20 protein-coding genes are annotated in these 17,849 nt (G+C 60.2%); 10 read left to right on the top strand and 10 right to left on the bottom strand.

What is annotated here, in order from left to right; translation table 11 throughout:
- Positions 1–26: 26 nt before the first annotated feature.
- From L6D63_RS20540 to L6D63_RS20550, 3 genes are all read right to left on the bottom strand, one after another.
- Positions 27–557, bottom strand: coding sequence for a hypothetical protein (locus L6D63_RS20540; RefSeq protein ID WP_047292960.1), 531 nt, complete (start codon positions 555–557; stop codon positions 27–29).
- Positions 558–761: 204 nt separating this feature from the next.
- Positions 762–1,280: an ankyrin repeat domain-containing protein gene (locus tag L6D63_RS20545; protein WP_236170379.1), complete on the bottom strand. Its 519-nt coding sequence runs from the start codon at positions 1,278–1,280 to the stop codon at positions 762–764.
- A 97-nt stretch (positions 1,281–1,377) separates the two neighbouring features.
- Entirely contained in the window at positions 1,378–3,216 is a 1,839-nt protein-coding gene (locus tag L6D63_RS20550) for a long-chain-acyl-CoA synthetase (protein ID WP_131670035.1), read from the bottom strand.
- A gap of 377 nt (positions 3,217–3,593) precedes the next feature.
- Between L6D63_RS20550 and L6D63_RS28665 the strand changes: the two genes are divergently transcribed.
- Positions 3,594–3,872: a DUF3509 domain-containing protein gene (locus tag L6D63_RS28665; protein ID WP_027613327.1), complete on the top strand. Its 279-nt coding sequence runs from the start codon at positions 3,594–3,596 to the stop codon at positions 3,870–3,872.
- Between the two features lie 171 nt (positions 3,873–4,043).
- Here L6D63_RS28665 and mtnC read toward each other — a convergent pair whose 3' ends face one another.
- The 5 genes from mtnC to aroC all read right to left on the bottom strand — a co-directional run bounded on the left by mtnC (position 4,044) and on the right by aroC (position 8,261).
- A complete protein-coding gene (gene mtnC / locus L6D63_RS20560; RefSeq protein WP_047292957.1) occupies positions 4,044–4,727 on the bottom strand; it encodes an acireductone synthase in 684 nt (227 codons plus the stop codon).
- Between the two features lie 4 nt (positions 4,728–4,731).
- On the bottom strand, positions 4,732–5,277 hold the full coding sequence (locus L6D63_RS20565) for a 1,2-dihydroxy-3-keto-5-methylthiopentene dioxygenase (protein WP_047293056.1): 546 nt from the start codon (positions 5,275–5,277) through the stop codon (positions 4,732–4,734).
- A 92-nt stretch (positions 5,278–5,369) separates the two neighbouring features.
- The gene (locus L6D63_RS20570) at positions 5,370–5,996 is read right to left on the bottom strand and encodes a methylthioribulose 1-phosphate dehydratase (protein ID WP_047292955.1); all 627 of its coding nucleotides are present in this window, start codon (positions 5,994–5,996) and stop codon (positions 5,370–5,372) included.
- The gene (locus tag L6D63_RS20575) at positions 5,993–7,138 is read right to left on the bottom strand and encodes an MFS transporter (protein WP_131670034.1); all 1,146 of its coding nucleotides are present in this window, start codon (positions 7,136–7,138) and stop codon (positions 5,993–5,995) included. Before L6D63_RS20575 ends, L6D63_RS20570 begins: the two co-directional genes overlap by 4 nt.
- 31 nt (positions 7,139–7,169) lie before the next feature.
- Positions 7,170–8,261 (bottom strand): chorismate synthase, encoded by a 1,092-nt coding sequence (gene aroC, locus L6D63_RS20580; RefSeq protein ID WP_041068866.1) that lies wholly within the window; start codon positions 8,259–8,261, stop codon positions 7,170–7,172.
- Positions 8,262–8,391: 130 nt separating this feature from the next.
- Between aroC and L6D63_RS20585 the strand changes: the two genes are divergently transcribed.
- Together L6D63_RS20585 and L6D63_RS20590 are read left to right on the top strand one after the other, a co-directional pair.
- Complete coding sequence (locus tag L6D63_RS20585) at positions 8,392–9,345, top strand: alpha/beta hydrolase (protein WP_047293054.1); 954 nt, start codon at positions 8,392–8,394, stop codon at positions 9,343–9,345.
- Positions 9,346–9,444: 99 nt separating this feature from the next.
- Positions 9,445–10,236 (top strand): hypothetical protein, encoded by a 792-nt coding sequence (locus L6D63_RS20590; RefSeq protein WP_047292952.1) that lies wholly within the window; start codon positions 9,445–9,447, stop codon positions 10,234–10,236.
- A 160-nt stretch (positions 10,237–10,396) separates the two neighbouring features.
- On the opposite strand, the gene prmB is transcribed toward L6D63_RS20590, so the two are convergent.
- Positions 10,397–11,305, bottom strand: a complete 909-nt coding sequence (prmB, locus tag L6D63_RS20595; protein ID WP_047292951.1) for a 50S ribosomal protein L3 N(5)-glutamine methyltransferase — start codon at positions 11,303–11,305, stop codon at positions 10,397–10,399.
- Between the two features lie 239 nt (positions 11,306–11,544).
- On the opposite strand from prmB, the gene L6D63_RS20600 reads away from it, so the two are divergent.
- The 5 genes from L6D63_RS20600 (at position 11,545) to L6D63_RS20620 (ending at position 14,315) form a co-directional block, all read left to right on the top strand.
- Positions 11,545–12,135: a cysteine hydrolase family protein gene (locus tag L6D63_RS20600; protein WP_003223193.1), complete on the top strand. Its 591-nt coding sequence runs from the start codon at positions 11,545–11,547 to the stop codon at positions 12,133–12,135.
- A gap of 130 nt (positions 12,136–12,265) precedes the next feature.
- The gene (locus L6D63_RS20605; protein ID WP_041068857.1) at positions 12,266–12,586 is read left to right on the top strand and encodes a hypothetical protein; all 321 of its coding nucleotides are present in this window, start codon (positions 12,266–12,268) and stop codon (positions 12,584–12,586) included.
- Between the two features lie 74 nt (positions 12,587–12,660).
- Positions 12,661–13,218 (top strand): Smr/MutS family protein, encoded by a 558-nt coding sequence (locus L6D63_RS20610; protein WP_047292950.1) that lies wholly within the window; start codon positions 12,661–12,663, stop codon positions 13,216–13,218.
- Between the two features lie 77 nt (positions 13,219–13,295).
- The gene (gene folE, locus L6D63_RS20615) at positions 13,296–13,841 is read left to right on the top strand and encodes a GTP cyclohydrolase I FolE (RefSeq protein WP_003442011.1); all 546 of its coding nucleotides are present in this window, start codon (positions 13,296–13,298) and stop codon (positions 13,839–13,841) included.
- Positions 13,842–13,943: 102 nt separating this feature from the next.
- Positions 13,944–14,315 (top strand): glutathione S-transferase N-terminal domain-containing protein, encoded by a 372-nt coding sequence (locus L6D63_RS20620; RefSeq protein ID WP_007960660.1) that lies wholly within the window; start codon positions 13,944–13,946, stop codon positions 14,313–14,315.
- A 166-nt stretch (positions 14,316–14,481) separates the two neighbouring features.
- On the opposite strand, the gene L6D63_RS20625 is transcribed toward L6D63_RS20620, so the two are convergent.
- Positions 14,482–15,648 (bottom strand): aminotransferase-like domain-containing protein, encoded by a 1,167-nt coding sequence (locus L6D63_RS20625; RefSeq protein ID WP_047292949.1) that lies wholly within the window; start codon positions 15,646–15,648, stop codon positions 14,482–14,484.
- A gap of 82 nt (positions 15,649–15,730) precedes the next feature.
- Between L6D63_RS20625 and L6D63_RS20630 the strand changes: the two genes are divergently transcribed.
- Together L6D63_RS20630 and L6D63_RS20635 are read left to right on the top strand one after the other, a co-directional pair.
- Positions 15,731–16,177: a MarR family winged helix-turn-helix transcriptional regulator gene (locus L6D63_RS20630; protein ID WP_047293052.1), complete on the top strand. Its 447-nt coding sequence runs from the start codon at positions 15,731–15,733 to the stop codon at positions 16,175–16,177.
- Positions 16,178–16,475: 298 nt separating this feature from the next.
- On the top strand, positions 16,476–17,825 hold the full coding sequence (locus tag L6D63_RS20635; protein WP_027613339.1) for an NCS2 family permease: 1,350 nt from the start codon (positions 16,476–16,478) through the stop codon (positions 17,823–17,825).
- The last annotated feature ends 24 nt before the right edge of the window (positions 17,826–17,849 follow it).

The raw sequence follows: 17,849 nt of genomic DNA on the forward strand, positions 1-17,849 counted from the left end.
GCGCGCAGGGTTCCCTTTTATTGCGTTCAGACGTGAACGGCGACTTTCAGCGCTTCCAGCGACGGCGCCGCCGCGATGCCGACTTCGGCACACAGCTCCAGCACTCGTGGCACGTCGTTGCCGTAGACCAGCACCACTTGCAGCTCGTCATCGAGCAGCTGACTGAAGTTCATCAGCGTGTAACCGCCGTTTTCCTTGTTCAGGCTGCTCATCTGCACCTGAATGCGGTTGAGTGCGGTCAGTGCCTCGGTCTTGGCCAGTTGCTTGGGCTTGAGGTTGAATTCGACGCCCGGGCCAAACGAGGCGACGATCTGTGCGAACAGGTCAACGTAGGTGTCGGCCTGGAACAGCACGGTGTCCGGCAGGCTGCCGACCACCACCCACTCACCCAGCGGAATCGGGAAGGTGTCGTCGTAGTTGATGTCCGGGTTGGCCGCGAGGAACGCATCGGCATCGGCGTAAGCCTGCGCCGCTTCGTCGGCCACGTTCAGGATCTCGTCCTCGCCCATGCAGCCGGAGCTGATTTTGCTGATGAGTTCGACGAGTGCGGCTTTCATGGGGGCGGATCCTGTGGCGAAGGTGAATTTCGAGGGCGCGAAGGATAGCGCATTGCGACCTCCGGCTGCACACAGAACAATGTGGCGAGGGAGCTTGCTCCCGCTGGGGCGCGAAGCGGCCCCCAAACAGTGAATTCACCATTTTTACCAGCGCTGCGCACTGGAGCGGGAGCAAGCTCCCTCGCCACAACATCTCGACAGTCCTCAGGCCAGCAGTTTTTCCAGCTGCGCCGTGGTATCGACTGCGCCCATGGTGCGGGCCGCGTCCAGCGCGGTGATGCCGTTGGCTTCCTTGGCTTGCGGGTTGGCGCCCTTGCTGATCAGGTATTCAACGATTTCAACGCGGTTGAACATCGCCGCCATCATCAACGCCGTGCGCCCGTCGAAGGACGAACCTTCGATCTCGGCACCCGCTTCCACCAGCGCCTTGACCACCGCCAGATCGCCCTTGAACGCGGCGCCGGCAATCGGGCTCTGGCCGTTGCCGTTACGCATTTCCGGGTCGGCCTTGTGCTTGAGCAGCACCTGCACCGCGTCGACGTGGCCGTAGTAACTGGCGAGCATCAAGAGCGTATCGCCCTTGCTGTTTTTCAGGTTCACCGGCAAACCGGCGCTGATCAGCCGATCAAGCATCAGCGCATCACCTTCGCGCGCCTTGTTGAACACCTGCTCGGTGAATTCGGCAGCTTCTTCAGGGGTCATCTGGCGGCTTTGGTCAGACATGGGGCAACTCCACTTTCGGTTATTCGCAAAGCCGACAGTTTCCCGAGCGCGACGATAGCTGTCACCCCCTTTTTCTCAAGTCCTGCCATAGCCAATCTCAATAGCGGTACTTGCCCTGATGAATATCGGCCAGCACCTGATCCGTCACCTGCACGTAAGTCTGGGTGCCGGGCAACCAGGCATAGATTGGGTCATCCCCCGTCTGGGCGGGGTCGAAGCCTTCGTTTTTCAAACGGGTCTTCTGGTATTTGAACGTCCCGGTGGTCTCCATTTTCACCTTCACCCGCAGGAACAGCGGTACCGCATACGCCGGCATACGCTGACGGGCGAACGCGAGCAATTCAGTGAAATCCAGGGTCGCCAGTGACTCGGCGGGCGTAATGGCGGCCATGCCGGCGCGACCGTTGGTGTTGCGCACTTCTACACCGTAGGCCACCGCCTCGGAAATGTGCGGATGCTGCAACAACAGGTTTTCCACTTCCGTGGTCGAGACGTTTTCGCCCTTCCAGCGGTAGGTATCGCCGAGGCGATCGACAAACTGCGCATGGCCGAAACCGATATTGCGCAGCAAGTCGCCGGTATTGAAGAAGCGGTCGCCCTTGCTGAACACATCGTGCAGCACCACTTTGGCGGTTTTCTCTGGGTCGGTGTAGCCGTCCAGCGGGGCCTTTTCGTCGATCCGTGCCAGTAGCAAGCCCTGCTCGCCCTTGCCGACCTTGCGCATGAAGCCGTTGGCGCTGCGCAGCGGCTGCCCGCTGTCGTGGTCGTAAGCCACCAGTTCCCAGGCCATCAGCGAGAAACCAATGGTGTTGTCGAAGTTGAGAATGTTGCTGAAGCCGATATTGCCATCACTCGCCGCGTACAGTTCGCAGATGTGCTCGACGGCAAACCGGGTCTTGAACTCGGCCCAGGCGCCGGGACGCAAGCCGTTGCCGATCATCTTGCGCACGGCGTGACGGCTGTCATCGGCGCTGGGCGGCTGATCGACCAGGTAGCGGCACAATTCGCCGACATACCCGAGCGTGGTCGCGTTATAGCGACGCACGTCCGGCCAGAACTGGCTGGCGCTGAACTTGCGGCGGATGGCGAACCCGGAAGCGCCATTGATCGCCGAGCCCCTGCACACGCAGAGGCCGGTGGCATGGTACAGCGGCAAGGTGCAATAGACGACGTCGTCGGGCGTCATGTTCAGAGCGATCATGCCGAAGCTGGCCGAGCTGCGCATCCAGCGGCCGTGCTTGAACACCCCGGCCTTGGGCAGGCCGGTGGTGCCGGAGGTGTAGATGTAAAAACACGGGTCGTTGAAGAACACTTCGCCGCTGCTGGGCGGGTTGTCACCGCGCGCATCGGCGCTGGCACTGATCAGGTTGATGTAGCCCTCGGGCGCAATGCCCGGGTGGCTGTAGGTGTCGCGGTCAGCGATAAACCAGGTGCGCTGCGCCGGGATCGACACCTGCTCGCGGATCGCGGCAAACGCCGGTTGCAGTTCTTCACCGAGCACGATCGCCACCGGCGCTACCAGATTGATGCTGTGAATCAGCGTGTCGCGGGTCTGCGAAGTATTGAGCAGCGCACTGACCGCGCCGAGTTTGGCCAAGGCCAGAATGGTCACCAGCAGTTCCGGGCGGTTTTCGATGAACACCGCGACCACATCGCCCTTGCCGATGCCCTGCGTACTCAAATAGTGGGCGATGCGATTGGCCCACTGGTTGACCTGCGCGTAGGTCAGCAAGACGTTGTCCTGCAGGATCGCCAGGCCTTCAGGGTTACGCAGGGTTGCCTGCTCGAAGGTCCAGCCGAGGCCACACGTTTGGGTCGGATCCGTGACGTTGGCGACTTTCATGCCCTTGACCACCCGCGGGATGGCTTTGGCGATTGTCGGCAGTTTGCGGAGCATCATGCTCCAGGTAATCGTGTCGCTCGGCGCGTGACGCATGGCAGTTCCCCGTTCGACCTGACTGGCCGGTTTCTTATTGTTCGGGCCGTGGCATGACCTGCGTTGCGGGCAAGGTCGGGATCGAAAATACGACAGCGCTTCTCAAGCTGTACACGCGGTTTTTGCAATGTTTTGTATCCGCCCGCTCATGCCTGGCAGCGGAGATTGCGCCTTTGCCATTTGGTTCCGTCCAACTGAAGAGAATCCCGCAAAATGCAGGATGCACGATGGCCATTCATGCAGTTTGCACGACCCGTGCAAATTTCATGATTTTTAAGCAATTGATTTTAAAGGATTTTTTATTTTTCAAATGCTGGCACAATCGCTGCAACCTCCTGTGCATGCTTGCCCTTCAAGTGCATACGGAGCTGAAAGACATGAGCCTGATTCAAGAAAAATTTACCTCCCTGTTCTCCAACTTCAACGTCACCACTGCACCGCGTCCTGATGGCGGGATTTTGCTGACCTTGCGCAGCAGCGAAGGCAAAGTGTTCAAGCGCGCCTTGACCTACCAGCAAATGCACAACGCCGACCAACTGTCGTGGGCAATCAGCGCCATCCGTCGTGACCTGGCAGAAGAAGCCAGTGAACTGCCGCAGATTGCAATGCTGCAAAGCCAGCAGCGTTTTGCCCTGCCGACGTATCACTCGCTGTAAAAACGTAAACGCATTAAACAAAAAAGGCCGTGGAGCAGATGCTCCACGGCCTTTTGTTTGTACGCGATTCTTATGTAGAAGCTGCCGAAGGCTGCGATCTTTTGATCTTGATCTTTTAAATCAAAGTCAAAAGATCGCAGCGTTCCGCAGCTCCTACAGGGACTTGTGTGGTTAGAAGGCTTCGGGTTCGATGCCGGTGAAGCTGTCGACGGTGATATGGCTTGCCAGTTCTCCACCCTCGCGGGCCAGGCCACAGGTCTGCAAACCGGCAGCCTGCGCGGCATCCAGTTCCTCGACGATATCCGACAGAAACAGAATCTCCCCCGGCTCGACGCCAATTGCCTGTTGGATGTTGCGATAGGACTGTTCTTCGCGTTTAGGCCCCGACGTGGTGTCGAAATACCCGCTGAACAGCGGCGTCAGATCCCCCGCTTCGGAACAACCAAAGATCAGTTTCTGCGCCTGGATCGAACCGGACGAATACACAAACAGTTGATAACCAGCCTGATGCCAGCGCTTGAGCGCTTCAACGGCGTCCGGGTAAACGTGGCCTTTCAACTGCCCGGCCTGATAGCCCTGCGCCCAGACCATGCCTTGCAGCGCTTTGAGCGGCGTGGCCTTGCGGTCTTCGGCGATCCAGCTCAGGAGGATTTCCACCACCCGTTCAACATCGGCCTGCGGCTCGTTGCTGTCGCGGCGCACGGCGGCGATCTGCTCGGCGACATCGGCGCGCTCGACATTCTGCCGCACGAAGTCCGGCAGGTGTCTGGCGGCATACGGGAACAGCACGTCGAAGACGAAACTCACCGCGCTGGTGGTGCCTTCAATGTCGGTGAGGATGACTTTGATCGACATCGGCTCAGTCCTCCAGACGCGGGAAGCGCCCGGCGATGTCTTCGCCGGTGAAGTTGGCGACCCAGCCTTCCGGATTGTTGAACAGGCGAATCGCCACGAAGTGCGGGTGCTCGCCCATGTCGAACCAGTGTTTGGTGCCGGCCGGCACCGAGATCAGGTCGTTCTTCTCGCACAGCACCGCGTAGACGTAATCGTCGATGTGCAAAGTAAACAAGCCACGACCGGCGACGAAAAAGCGCACTTCGTCCTCGCCATGGCGGTGCTCTTCAAGGAACTTGGCGCGCAGCTCGGCTTTTTGCGGGTGATCGCTGTTGAGGCTGATCACATCGACGGTGATGTAACCGCGCTCGGTCATCAGTTTGTCGATCTGCTCCTGATAGGCGCTGATCACCTCTTCCTGGCTGGCGCCGGGCTGGATTTTCGTCGCGGCTTGCCAGCGGTCGAAGCGTACGCCCTGCTCGGCGAGCGTCGAGGCGATGTCTTCGAAATGGGTCAGCACCTTGTTCGGAATCTCGGGACTGGATACGTGATAAACGGACAGGCTGCTCATGGGCAATTCCTCGGTAACGGCCTTGCCGTCCGGTTCTTGCAGACCGGTCGGGCAGTGCATTTGATCAGGCAAACGGGCGGCTTCTGGTGAAGTCAGCCTTGGCGGTTCATGACGCTGCGGGTTTTCAACTCGCATTCAAACAGAAATTCAAAAGCCTCGATCTGCCGCAGGGCGTCGCTCATCTGCGCACCCCAGGTGTAGAGGCCGTGGCCGCGAATCAGGTAACCGACGCAATCGGGATGGGCGTCGAGCCAAGGCTGCACCTTGGCGGCGAGGCGCGCAATGTCCTGATCGTTGTCGAAGATCGGCACGCGCACCCGGGATTCGTGGGTGGAGATGCCGCTGAAGGCTTTTTGCAGTTCGTAGTCTTCGAACTCGATAAAGTCTTGCGGTGTCAGCCGCGACAGGACCGTGGCGTTCACCGAATGGGTGTGCAGCACCGCACCGATTTCCGTGCGCCAGCTATAGAGCTGGGTGTGCAGCAGGGTTTCGGCGGACGGTTTTTTGCCCGGTTCCAGGCTGTTGCCGGACAGATCCGTGGCGAGCACATCGTCCAGCCCCAACTGGCCCTTGTGTTTACCGGACACGGTCAGCAGCGCTTGGCTCGGCGACAGGCGCGTCGAGTAATTGCTGCTGGTGGCCGGCGACCAGCCGCGACCATAAAGAAAACGCCCGGCGTCGACGATTTGCTGGGCGAGCTGTTCACGCGTAAGGCTCATGGCCTGTCCTCTTGCATACGTGTGGCAATGATAACGGCAGCAGCGAGCGCCGCGAGACTGGCAATACTAAAGGTCAATGTCGCGCCGAGGGCATTCCAGCTGTAACCGGAATACAACGCACCGAGCGCGCCACCGGTGCCGGCCAGCGCGGCGTAAAGCGCCTGGCCCTGACCTTGCTGGCGCGCACCGAAGCTACGTTGCACGAAAGCGATGGCAGCCGCATGAAAGCTGCCGAAAGTCGCCGCGTGCAGCACCTGCGCAAACAACAGCAGCCACAGGAATTCGGCGAACGAACCTAGCAGCAACCAGCGCAGCGCCGCCAGCAGAAAACTCACCATCAGCACCCGACGCAAGGAAAACCGCGCGAGAATCCGGCTCATCGCCATGAACATCAGCACTTCCGCCACTACGCCGACGGCCCACAACATGCCGATCACGCCTCGGCTGTAACCGAGTCGTTCAAGGTGCAAGGTCAGAAAGGTGTAATACGGGCCGTGGCTCATCTGCATCAGCGCGACGCAGACGTAAAACGCCAGCACACCGGGGCTGCGCAGTTGCTTGAGGAAGCCTTCGCCGTTTGGCCGGTTACCCTGCGGCGGTTGCGCATTCGGCACCCACAGGCTACTGAGGACGATACCGGCCATGATCAGCACCAGCGCCGCCGGGTAGATATCGAGACTGAGCCATTCGAACAAGCGCCCCAGCGCGACCACGGTGATGATGAAACCGATCGAACCCCACAAGCGAATCTGGCTGTAGCGCGAGGTTTGTCCCTGCAAATGCGAGAGAGTGATGACTTCGAATTGCGGCAATACCGCGTGCCAGAAGAACGCATGCAGCGCCATGACCATCGCCAGCCAGGCGTAGGTCTTGCTGACGAAAATCAGCGAGAACGTCAGCAGCGTGCACACTGCGCCGAAGCGCACGATGGCCAGGCGTTTGCCGGTGTAGTCGCCGAGCCAGCCCCAGATGTTCGGCGCCACACAGCGCATCAGCATCGGGATCGCCACCAGTTCGCCGATGCGCGCGGGGCTGAAGCCGAGGTGATTGAAATACAGCGCCAGAAACGGCGCTGTCGAACCGAGCAAGGCGAAATAGAACAGATAGAAACTGGACAGCCGCCAGTATGGGAGCGCCGCCACGGTCAGACCGCGACGGCTTGGCGATCAACCATCAAAGCTGACCCAGCACCGGCGTGCTGACGCGCACGTCGGCGTTCTGCCCACGGTGACGCAGCAGGTGGTCCATCAGCACGATGGCCATCATTGCTTCGGCAATCGGCGTGGCGCGGATGCCGACGCACGGGTCATGGCGGCCCTTGGTGATCACGTCCACCGGGTTGCCATGAATGTCGATCGAACGACCCGGGGTGGTGATGCTCGACGTTGGCTTCAACGCCAGGTGCGCAACAATCGGCTGACCGGACGAGATCCCGCCAAGAATGCCACCAGCGTTGTTGCTGAGGAAACCTTCCGGGGTCAGTTCATCGCGATGCTCGGTGCCACGCTGGGCGACGCAGGCGAAACCGGCGCCGATTTCCACGCCTTTCACCGCGTTGATGCTCATCAGCGCGTGCGCCAGTTCAGCGTCGAGGCGATCGAAAATCGGCTCGCCCAGGCCCGGCATCACGCCCTCCGCAACCACGGTGATCTTCGCCCCGACCGAGTCCTGATCGCGGCGCAACTGGTCCATGTAGGCTTCCAGCTCCGGCACCTTGTCCGGGTCCGGGCTGAAGAAGGCGTTCTGTTCCACGGAATCCCAGGTCTTGAACGGAATTTCGATCGGGCCGAGCTGGCTCATGTAGCCACGAATGACAATGCCTTGGGTGGCGAGGAATTTCTTCGCAATCGCCCCGGCCGCCACGCGCATGGCCGTTTCGCGCGCCGAGCTGCGTCCACCGCCGCGATAATCGCGCTCACCGTATTTGTGGTGGTAGGTGTAGTCGGCGTGCGCCGGACGGAACAGATCCTTGATCGCCGAATAGTCCTTGGACTTCTGGTCGGTGTTGCGGATCAACAGGCCGATCGAGCAACCGGTGGTGCGCCCTTCGAACACGCCGGAGAGGATTTCGACTTCGTCGGCTTCCTGACGCTGGGTGGTGTGGCGGCTGGTGCCCGGCTTGCGCCGATCGAGGTCGCGCTGCAGGTCTTCAAGGGAGATCTCCAGGCCCGGCGGGCAGCCGTCGACAATGGCGACCAACGCCGGACCATGGCTCTCGCCAGCGGTGGTGACAGTGAACAACTTGCCGTAGGTATTGCCGGACATGCAGGACGCTCCGTGAAATCAAACCCGAATTCGTGATGCGCGCCAGTATACGCAGGCTAACCGAGTAGTTCATCCTCGAACCTTAGTGGTGTTGGTGAGTCCAACCGGCACCTTGGCGAATGATGGCGTGATGATGCTGCGAGTTCTGATCTTGAGTCTTACCCTGTTGACCGGTTTTGCCCATGCGACTGTCCTGCAGCGCCCGATCTCTCTGGACACCGGCAACGGTGAGCTTTTCGGCTCGCTGTTGCTGCCAAAATCCGACACCCCGGTACCGGTTGTCCTGATCCTTGCCGGTTCCGGTCCTACGGATCGTGACGGCAACAACCCCGATGGCGGGCGTAATGACAGCCTGAAACGGCTGGCCTGGGTGCTGGCCAAACACAACATTGCCAGCGTGCGCTACGACAAGCGCGGGGTCGCTGCGAGCTTCGCGGCCACGCCCGACGAGCGCAATCTGTCGGTGGAGGCCTACGTTAACGATGCTGTGGCCTGGAGCCAGAAGCTGAAAAGTGATCCGCGCTTCGGCCCGCTGATTCTGCTCGGTCACAGCGAAGGCGCCCTCATCGCCACCCTCGCTGCCCCGCGCACGGAGGCTGCTGCGCTGATTTCCCTGTCCGGCAGCGCAAGGCCAGTGGATCAAGTGATTCGCGAACAACTGGCGCGCAGCCTGCCACCACCGTTGATGCTGCGCAGCAATCAGCTGCTCGACAGCCTCAAGGCCGGCCATACCGACGCCAACGTGCCGGCGCCACTGCAACCGATTTTTCGCCCGAGCGTGCAGCCGTACCTGATTTCGCTGTTCCGTCAGGATCCGGCCAAGGCGTTTGCACAGTTGAAGATGCCGGCGCTGATCGTTCAGGGCAGCAACGACATGCAGGTCGGCGTCGGCGATGCACAGGCGCTCAAAGCGGCCAATCCCAATGCCGAACTGGTGGTGATCGACGGCATGAACCACGTCATGCGCATCGTCGCCGCCGATGTGAAGCGGCAATTGGCCTCCTACAAGGACCCGAATTTGCCACTGGCGGCGGAGCTGGGCGGCAAACTCATCGAATTTATTGACGGACTTCGCAGCCGTTAAACGGTGTTTACCCTCCAGTCCTGAAAAAAACGGCCGATAAGCCTTTGTCGCCAGCGTACCGGCTGGCGACAAGCAGGGCTTGGACAGGATCTCGCCGTTATGACTGATACCCAGACTTCACCCGACACCACCGCTGAAAAAGACGCACCGCCAGCGGTCGAGCTGCCATGGGCGGACGTCAGCGTCGAGCACCACAAGATGCTCCGCCTGGCTCCGCTGCAGACTGACCGTCACACCGGTGGCCGGCCGTTGCGTTTTGTCGAATTCGGCTATGCCGAGCGCAACAGCAAAGAGCACAGCCTGATGCGCATGGCAATCAAACTGCCCGGCCAGCGCGTGCGCAAAGAACAGAACCATCTCGATGTGTGGGTCAATCACACCAGCAAGCGTGTACATTTCGGCCCCGACAGCGGCTTGCAGATCGAACCGCTGAACCGTGGCATCGGTCGCTTCCTGGCCGCGCAAGGCATCAATTGGGCGAAAAAACGCTGGCCCGCCTACACCGTCGACGGCATGGACCTGAACAACAAAGACGCGCTGAATGAAGACACCCGCCTGCGTCGCGATCACTTCTTGCGCGTGCATGGGTTTGACGTGGTCTACGCCGACGCCCAACATTTGAAGGGCAGCGTCAAAGAGGTGCAGGTCGGTGACTTGCTGGGCGACTGGAACAGCGAGAAGCTGCAGATCGTCGAGATTCTCGAAGCGGCGCAGATGCTGCAGCAGGCCGAGCAGAACCTGGCCGAGCAGGAAGTAAAGCTGAAGAAGCAGGAAGAGAAGGTCAGCAAGTTCAAGCGTGAAGACGCTGGCTTGCGCTTCACCATTACCTGTCTGGTGGCGTTTGCGGTGTTTCAGGCGGGGTTGTTGATCTGGATTGCCACACACCGCTGAAATCAGCGATGACCTGTGGCGAGGGAGCTTGGTCCCGCTCGGCTGCGAAGCAGTCGTAAAACATGCACATGCAGTATGTCTGGTGCACCGTCATTGCATATTTTGGGTCTGCTTCGCAGACCAGCGGGAGCAAGCTCCCTCGCCACAGAAGTCAGTCAGGTCAAACGCGGGAGGCGAACAGGGCCTGATGAGCGCGGCACTGCTCTGCGGTCAGCATGAACACGCCATGCCCGCCGCGCTCGAAATCGAGCCAGGCGAAATCGACTTCCGGGTACAACGCTTCGACGTGCACCTGGCTGTTGCCCACTTCCACGATCAGCAAACCCTTCTCGGTCAGGTGATCCGCCGCTTCGGCGAGCATCCGTCGCACCAGGTTCAAGCCGTCATCACCACAGGCCAGACCCAGCTCCGGTTCGTGCTGGTATTCGTCCGGCATGTCGGCGAAATCTTCTGCGTCAACGTACGGCGGGTTCGACACGATCAGATCGAAACGCTGCCCCGGCAGACCATCGAAACCATCGCCCTGCACGGTGTACACGCGCTCATCGACGCCGTGGCGCTCAATGTTCTGGTTGGCCACTTCCAGCGCTTCGAACGACAGATCGGCCAGCACCACTTCAGCGTTCTGGAACTCGTAGGCGCAGGCGATGCCGATGCAACCGGAGCCGGTGCACAGGTCGAGAATCCGCGCAGGTTCGTCACCGATCCATGGGGCAAAACGGTTTTCGATCAGCTCGCCAATCGGTGAACGCGGGATCAGCACGCGCTCATCGACGATGAACGACATGCCGCAGAACCACGCCTCGCCCAGCAGGTAGGCAGTCGGGATGCGCTCTTCGATGCGGCGCTTGAGCAGGCGTTGCAGGTTGACCAGCTCGTCGTCTTCCAGCGCGCAGTCGAGGTAGCTGTCGGCGATCTCCCACGGCAGGTGCAAGGCACCGAGGACCAACTGCCGGGCTTCATCCCAGGCATTGTCGGTGCCATGGCCGAAAAACAGATCCTCCCCATGGAAGCGGCTGACGGCCCAACGGATGTGGTCGCGCAGGGTACGAAGTCGGGAAGTGATCACGGGGCAGAACTCCAGAAAAAACGACTGGCGATTCTACCAGCCAAATCGCGCGCCGACGACGCAGGAAAATCCGCGGAGCGACAGTAGGACCTTTCTGTTTTTTGCATCAGCTATTGAACAGAACGTGTAACTTGACAAGGCTGCAGGCCAGTAACGACGGCGTCTACGATGGTAGCGGTTCACAGAAGCGCTCAGCCAGAGGACAATGCCGCAAAAGCCCCACCCCAAGGAGCCCCAGAATGTCCGTTCCAAAAACGATGTTTCAACTCAGCGGCCGCGGTTATGCAGCGGCCACACTGAGCCATGCCACCGTGGTCATCATCGATGCCCAGAAAGAGTACCTCAGTGGCCCGCTGGCCCTGAGCGGCATGGACGCGGCCGTCGCGAACATCAAACAACTGGTCGCTGCGGCCCGTGCAGCCGGTCGGCCGATCGTGCACGTGCGTCATCTCGGCACCGTCGGTGGCCTGTTCGACCCGCAGGGCGAACGCGGCGAATTCATCCCCGGCCTTGAGCCACAAGGTGACGAAACCATCATCGGCAAACTGCTGCCGAGCGCGTTCCACGGCACCGAACTGCTCGACCGTTTGCAGAATCTTGGCTCGCTGGACCTGATCGTCTGCGGTTTCATGAGCCACTCCAGCGTCAGCACCACCGTACGCGCGGCGAAGAACCTGGGCTTCCGTTGCACGCTGGTCGAAGACGCCTGCGCCACCCGTGACCTGCCGTTCAAGGGCCGCGTGCTCAGCGCCGCCGTGGTGCAGGAAGCGGAAATGGCGATCATGGCCGACAACTTCGCCACCCTTGCCCTGACTCAGGATCTGATCTGATCTGCTCTGATGAGCGGCTCACCGCGCCGCTCATCCGCAAAAGCCTCGCATTTGCTTCAATTGCCTTAGCCTCAGGAACAACCCGGTCAACTCCCGGTCGAAGGGCCGATACCCATTGAGGAAGGTCGGAATGAAGTTATCCGATGGATTTGACGCACGCCGCTTGCGGCCCAAAGGCCAAAGCAACTGGCGTTTTCGATTCGGCGCAGCGATCGCCGCCATGCTGGCGACGTTCGGTGTGCTGCTGGCGATGGCCGGTGCCGCCAGCCTGCTGGGACGCCCGCCGGCGCTCGGCGACTTGAATGCCACGCCGATGGGTTCGGCGATCATTCTCGCGGTCGGCTTGTTGTTCCTGTACTTCGGCGTGGCCCTGTGGCGTCGATGCCGGCGTCGCGCCCGGCAATCGCGGGAACTGAACATGTCCCCGCACCTGATGAAAAAACACGACTGACTGCACGGCCTGGCTTTTTGCCGGGCCGTTTTGTTTCGACTTGGGTAAACTGGCCGCCCTTCGCGGAGGCTGACATGCAAGACGACGATTTTTCCCTGTTCAAAAATGCGATCCAAGGCGTCAAGCCGATCAAGCACGACCGCGCCGACACCGGCAAACCCAAGGCTGACCGCGCGCAGATTGCCAAGCTGCGCCAGTCCGCCACCGTGCGCACCGACACCACCACCGTGGATGGCCTGTCCGATCAGTTCGTGATCGACGTCGGCCCCGAAGACGAGTTGATGTGGGCGCGCGACGGGGTGCAGGAAAGCCAGATGCGCAAGCTCAAGATCGGGCAGATCCCGTTCGAAGGCAGCCTCGACCTGCACGGCATGAACGTGGAAAAGGCCCGCGAGACGCTTTGGGCGTTTCTCGCCGAGGCGACCAAATTCGAAATCCGCTGCGTGCGCGTCACCCACGGCAAGGCCGTGCGCCTGGACGGCAAGCGGCCGATGATCAAAAGCCACGTCAACACCTGGCTGCGCCAGCATCCGCAAGTGCTCGGTTTCTGCTCATGTCAGGCAAAACACGGCGGTGCCGGTGCGGTGTATGTGATGCTCAAACGCACCATGATGGAAGGCCGCGACGAATAATCGCGTAACACCGAACTTGCAGGGTTGTGTCCGCCACCGTACCCTTGCCCTTTGCGAAAATCCCCACAGGTAGTTTCATGTCCCTGGAACAGAATTACACCGCGATTCTCGGCCAACTGGGCGAGGACGTCTCCCGCGAGGGCCTGCTCGACACGCCAAAGCGTGCCGCCAAAGCCATGCAGTACCTCTGCCGCGGTTATGAACAGACGCTCGAAGAGGTCACCAACGGTGCCCTGTTCAGCTCCGACAACAGCGAAATGGTGCTGGTCAAGGACATCGAGCTGTACTCGTTGTGCGAACACCACCTGCTGCCGTTCATCGGCAAGGCGCACGTCGCCTACATCCCGAGCGGCAAGGTGCTGGGCCTGTCGAAGGTCGCGCGGATCGTCGACATGTACGCCCGCCGCCTGCAGATCCAGGAAAACCTCAGCCGCCAGATCGCCGATGCAGTGATGCAAGTCACCGGTGCGCTGGGCGTGGCCGTAGTGATCGAGGCCAAGCACATGTGCATGATGATGCGCGGTGTCGAGAAACAGAATTCGTCGATGATCACTTCGGTGATGCTCGGTGAGTTCCGCGAAAACGCGGCGACTCGCAGCGAGTTCCTCAGCCTGATCAAATAATCGGCTGCAGAAAAAACCGGCGTTGATCGCCGGTTTTTTTTCGTCCGTGAAAAATCGGGTAAGCTGCGCGCCCTTCTCTCTTTGCACCGTGAGGCTTTCAACGTGTTCGTAAAAGCGCTTCGTGTCGGCCTTGGCCAACTGATCATCTTCATCGACTTCATCACCCGCCCGGGCAAGAAACAGCGCCCCGCCGAGGTACAGGCGCAAGTCAACGCGGCCGCCAAAGGCCTGACCCTGTATCAGTTCCACGCCTGCCCGTTCTGCGTGAAAACCCGCCGCACCCTGCGTCGCCTGAATGTGCCGGTCGCACTGAAGGACGCGAAGAACAACGAACAGGATCGCCAGACCCTGCTGGACCAGGGCGGCAAGATCAAGGTGCCGTGCCTGCGCATTGAAGAGAATGGGCAGACGACGTGGATGTATGAGTCCAAGGTGATCATTGATTATCTGGATAAGCGGTTTGCTGCGGTCTGATATTGATGTTGTGTTGCTTATGGCCCCATCGCTGGCAAGCCAGCTCCCACAGTGATCTGTGGCGTTCACAAACCTGTGGGAGCTGGCTTGCCAGCGATGCGGCCCGCAAGAGCAACACATTACTCAGACAAAAATAAACCGGCCCTCGAGCCGGTTTATTTATTTTTCACGCCGCTTTATTTATCTGCGCCTGACGCACCACCGCCGCCAGTCGCTTGAGCCCTTCATCCAGTCGCGCCGGGTCGATGTGGCTGAAGTTCAAACGCAGGTGCCCAAGGTTTTTATCCGGTTCGGGAAAAAACGGTTCGCCCGGCATGAACGCCACGTCATTGGCCAGCGCCTCGTTGAGCAGCGTTCGCGTATCCAGCGGTTGCTTGAGCGTCAGCCAGAAAAACAGCCCGCCCTGCGGCATGTTCCAGTCCGCCAGATCAGAGAAATGCGTTTCCAGCACCGCTTGAAACGCATCGCGGCGCTGCCGGTAGAAGCCGCGCAACTCACCCAGGTGCTGCTGATATTTTTCACTGCCGATCCATTGCAATGCCTGCCACTGGCCGATGCGGTTGGTGTGCAGATCCGCCGATTGCTTGAGCTTGAGCAGGTGCGGAAACAGGTCCGGGCTGGCGATCAGGTAGCCGACGCGCAAACCCGGGAGCAAGGTTTTCGACACGGTGCCGGTGTAGATCCAGCTGGCTTTCTTCAAACGCCCGGCAATCGGTTTGGCGCTGCCGCCATCGAACGTCAGTTCGCGATACGGCTCGTCTTCGATCAGGGTCACGCCGAATTCGTCCAGCAGCGCGGCGACGGCAGCGCGCTTGGCTTCGCTGTAGCGCACGGCGGATGGATTCTGAAATGTCGGGATCAGATAGATGAATGCCGGGCGGTGTTGCTCAAGTCGACTGCGCAGTTGAGCCAGGTTCGGGCCATCGGCCTCTTGCGGCACGGTCAGGCAATCGGCGCCGAACAGCTGGAAGATCTGCAACGCGGCCAGGTAGGTCGGGGCTTCCAGAAGAATTTCGGTGCCCTTGTCGATGTACAACTTGGCGGCCAGATCGAGAGTCTGCTGGGAACCGCTGACCACCAGCACCTGACTCGCCGTGCACGCCAGACCCAAAGCTTGCGCCTGCGCCGCCAGCGCTTCACGCAGCACCGGCTCGCCTTCGCTCATGCCGTATTGGCCGAGGGACAGCGGCATGTCGGCCCATTCGACTTTCGGCAGCATGGCTTCAGCAGGCAAGCCACCGGCAAACGACATCACCTCCGGGCGCTGGGCGGCGGCGAGGATTTCACGGATCAGAGAACTTTTAAGGCGCGAAACACGTTCGGAAAAAGCCATGGGAGTCACCGGTAGCGAGGGCTGGAGAAAATGAGTCAAACTGGTTGACTGAAACTACGACAGCTTGAGCGAGTACGTCAACATGCTTGACCTTAAAAACCCCGCCAGCCAGCAGCAGGCGATGGAAGCGTTTTTCTTCGGCTATCAGGCGTTCACCGCCAAGGCCGACGAAATGCTCGAACGTCGCGGCCTGTCCCGGGTGCATCAGCGGATTGTGTTTTTCATCGCGCGTTATCCGAATTTGAGCGTGAAGGAGTTGCTGGGATTGCTCGGCGTGAGTAAGCAGGCGCTGAACATGCCGTTGCGCCAGCTGCAGGAAATGCACTTGGTAGACAGCGTGGCGTCGGAGGCGGACAAGCGTAAGCGCCTGCTGGAGCTGACCGTAGAGGGTGCGAAGTTCGAGCAGGCGTTGCGCCGTGAGCAGGTGAAGTTGCTCGAGCGGGTGTTTGCCGAGGCTGGGGAAGCGGCGGTGAATGGGTGGTTGGCGGTGAACATGGCGCTTGGGAGCACTCAGTCACATCTTGATTGACTGATCCGGCCTGATCGCTGGCAAGCCAGCTCCCACAATGATCGGCAGCGTACACAAAACCTGTGGGAGCTGGCTTGCCAGCGATGGGGCCTCTGAGGGCGATATATCCCTATCGCCTGACCTTTCGTAAACAAAACCAAAAACAATATTTGCTTTATTTGTACACAAAAGCATAATCCACTGCGTGCGAGTTCCTGACCGCATGGTCAACAAATTCGCGTATGCCTCAAAGGGCTGCTGCCACCCCTCATGGGTCCGGCCCTGGAAATAACAATAAAACTCTTGAGGAGTACTCGCTGTGGAAAGCCGCAAATCCGAAGCATCGACGCTGGAACTCTCGCCGCCATTACGCACAGGCGTGCTGGAGCGCATCTTCAAACTCAGCTTGCATGGCACCACGGTGAAGACCGAGCTGATTGCCGGTCTGACAACCTTCATCACCATGGCTTACATCATCTTCGTCAACCCGAACATCATGGCCGATGCCGGGATCGATCACGGTGCAGCCTTCGTCGCCACCTGCATCGCCGCCGCACTCGGCTGCCTGCTGATGGGCCTGTACGCCAACTGGCCGGTGGGCCTGGCACCGGGCATGGGCCTCAACGCCTTCTTCACTTACACCGTGGTCGGCACCATGGGCTACAACTGGGAAACCGCGCTGGGTGCAGTGTTCGTTTCCGGCGTGCTGTTCATGATCCTGACCTTCTCGCGGATTCGCGAATGGCTGCTCAACAGCATCCCGGTCAGCCTGCGCTTTGCGATGGGCGCCGGTGTCGGTCTGTTCCTCGGGCTGATCGGACTGAAAACCGCCGGTATCGTCGTCGACAGCCCGGCGACTCTGATCAAGCTCGGCTCCCTGCGTGAACCCGGCCCGCTGCTGGCGGCGATCTGCTTCCTGATGATTGCGATCCTCAGCTACCACAAAGTATTCGGCGCGATCCTCATCAGCATTATCACCGTGACCCTCGCCGGTTGGGGCCTGGGCATCGTGCACTACGAAGGAATCATGTCGACCCCGCCAAGCCTGGCGCCGACCTTCATGGCAATGAACGTCGCGGGCGTGTTCAACGTCAGCATGATCAGCGTGGTCCTGGCTTTCCTCTTCGTACACATGTTCGACACCGCCGGCACGCTGATGGGCGTCGCCCAGCGGGCCAATCTGGTCAACGCTGACGGGCGTATCGAAAACCTCTCCCGCGCGATGAAAGCCGACAGTGCCTCCAGTGTTTTCGGCGCGGTGGTCGGTGTTCCTCCTGTTACCAGCTATGTGGAAAGTGCCGCTGGCGTAGCCGCTGGTGGTCGGACTGGTCTTACCGCAGTCACCGTGGGTGTGCTATTTATAGCCGCGATGTTTTTCGCACCACTCGCTGGGATGATTCCGGCTTACGCCACCGCCGGTGCGCTGATTTACGTCGCGATGCTGATGATGGGCGGCATGGCCCACATTGAGTGGGACGAAGCCACCGATGCGATTCCGGCGATCGTCACCGCAATCATGATGCCGCTGACCTTCTCGGTCGCCGACGGCATTGCGCTGGGCTTCATCACCTACGTGGCGTTGAAGGCCGGTACCGGCAAGTACAAGGAAATTTCCGTCAGCCTGTGGGTGCTCTGCGCGATCTTCATCGCCAAGTTCATCTTCTTGTAAGCGTCACGCGGTTCAAGCGTCAAA

The organism is Pseudomonas parakoreensis (assembly GCF_021602155.1).
GTDB classification, from domain to species: Bacteria; Pseudomonadota; Gammaproteobacteria; order Pseudomonadales; family Pseudomonadaceae; genus Aquipseudomonas; species Aquipseudomonas parakoreensis.

What these genes read in the sequence shown, in the direction of transcription:
- L6D63_RS20570 (WP_047292955.1), bottom strand. Translation starts at nt 5,996, where the DNA reads ATGAGCCTTACGCGTGAACAGCTCGCCCAGCAAATCGTCGACGCCGGG.
- L6D63_RS20550 (WP_131670035.1), bottom strand. Translation starts at nt 3,216, where the DNA reads ATGCGTCACGCGCCGAGCGACACGATTACCTGGAGCATGATGCTCCGC.
- L6D63_RS20540 (WP_047292960.1), bottom strand. Translation starts at nt 557, where the DNA reads ATGAAAGCCGCACTCGTCGAACTCATCAGCAAAATCAGCTCCGGCTGC.
- L6D63_RS20545 (WP_236170379.1), bottom strand. Translation starts at nt 1,280, where the DNA reads ATGTCTGACCAAAGCCGCCAGATGACCCCTGAAGAAGCTGCCGAATTC.
- L6D63_RS20605 (WP_041068857.1), top strand. Translation starts at nt 12,266, where the DNA reads ATGAAGTTATCCGATGGATTTGACGCACGCCGCTTGCGGCCCAAAGGC.
- aroC (WP_041068866.1), bottom strand. Translation starts at nt 8,261, where the DNA reads ATGTCCGGCAATACCTACGGCAAGTTGTTCACTGTCACCACCGCTGGC.
- L6D63_RS20590 (WP_047292952.1), top strand. Translation starts at nt 9,445, where the DNA reads ATGACTGATACCCAGACTTCACCCGACACCACCGCTGAAAAAGACGCA.
- folE (WP_003442011.1), top strand. Translation starts at nt 13,296, where the DNA reads ATGTCCCTGGAACAGAATTACACCGCGATTCTCGGCCAACTGGGCGAG.
- L6D63_RS20600 (WP_003223193.1), top strand. Translation starts at nt 11,545, where the DNA reads ATGTCCGTTCCAAAAACGATGTTTCAACTCAGCGGCCGCGGTTATGCA.
- L6D63_RS20610 (WP_047292950.1), top strand. Translation starts at nt 12,661, where the DNA reads ATGCAAGACGACGATTTTTCCCTGTTCAAAAATGCGATCCAAGGCGTC.
- L6D63_RS20585 (WP_047293054.1), top strand. Translation starts at nt 8,392, where the DNA reads ATGATGCTGCGAGTTCTGATCTTGAGTCTTACCCTGTTGACCGGTTTT.
- L6D63_RS28665 (WP_027613327.1), top strand. Translation starts at nt 3,594, where the DNA reads ATGAGCCTGATTCAAGAAAAATTTACCTCCCTGTTCTCCAACTTCAAC.
- L6D63_RS20630 (WP_047293052.1), top strand. Translation starts at nt 15,731, where the DNA reads ATGCTTGACCTTAAAAACCCCGCCAGCCAGCAGCAGGCGATGGAAGCG.
- L6D63_RS20625 (WP_047292949.1), bottom strand. Translation starts at nt 15,648, where the DNA reads ATGGCTTTTTCCGAACGTGTTTCGCGCCTTAAAAGTTCTCTGATCCGT.
- L6D63_RS20565 (WP_047293056.1), bottom strand. Translation starts at nt 5,277, where the DNA reads ATGAGCAGCCTGTCCGTTTATCACGTATCCAGTCCCGAGATTCCGAAC.
- mtnC (WP_047292957.1), bottom strand. Translation starts at nt 4,727, where the DNA reads ATGTCGATCAAAGTCATCCTCACCGACATTGAAGGCACCACCAGCGCG.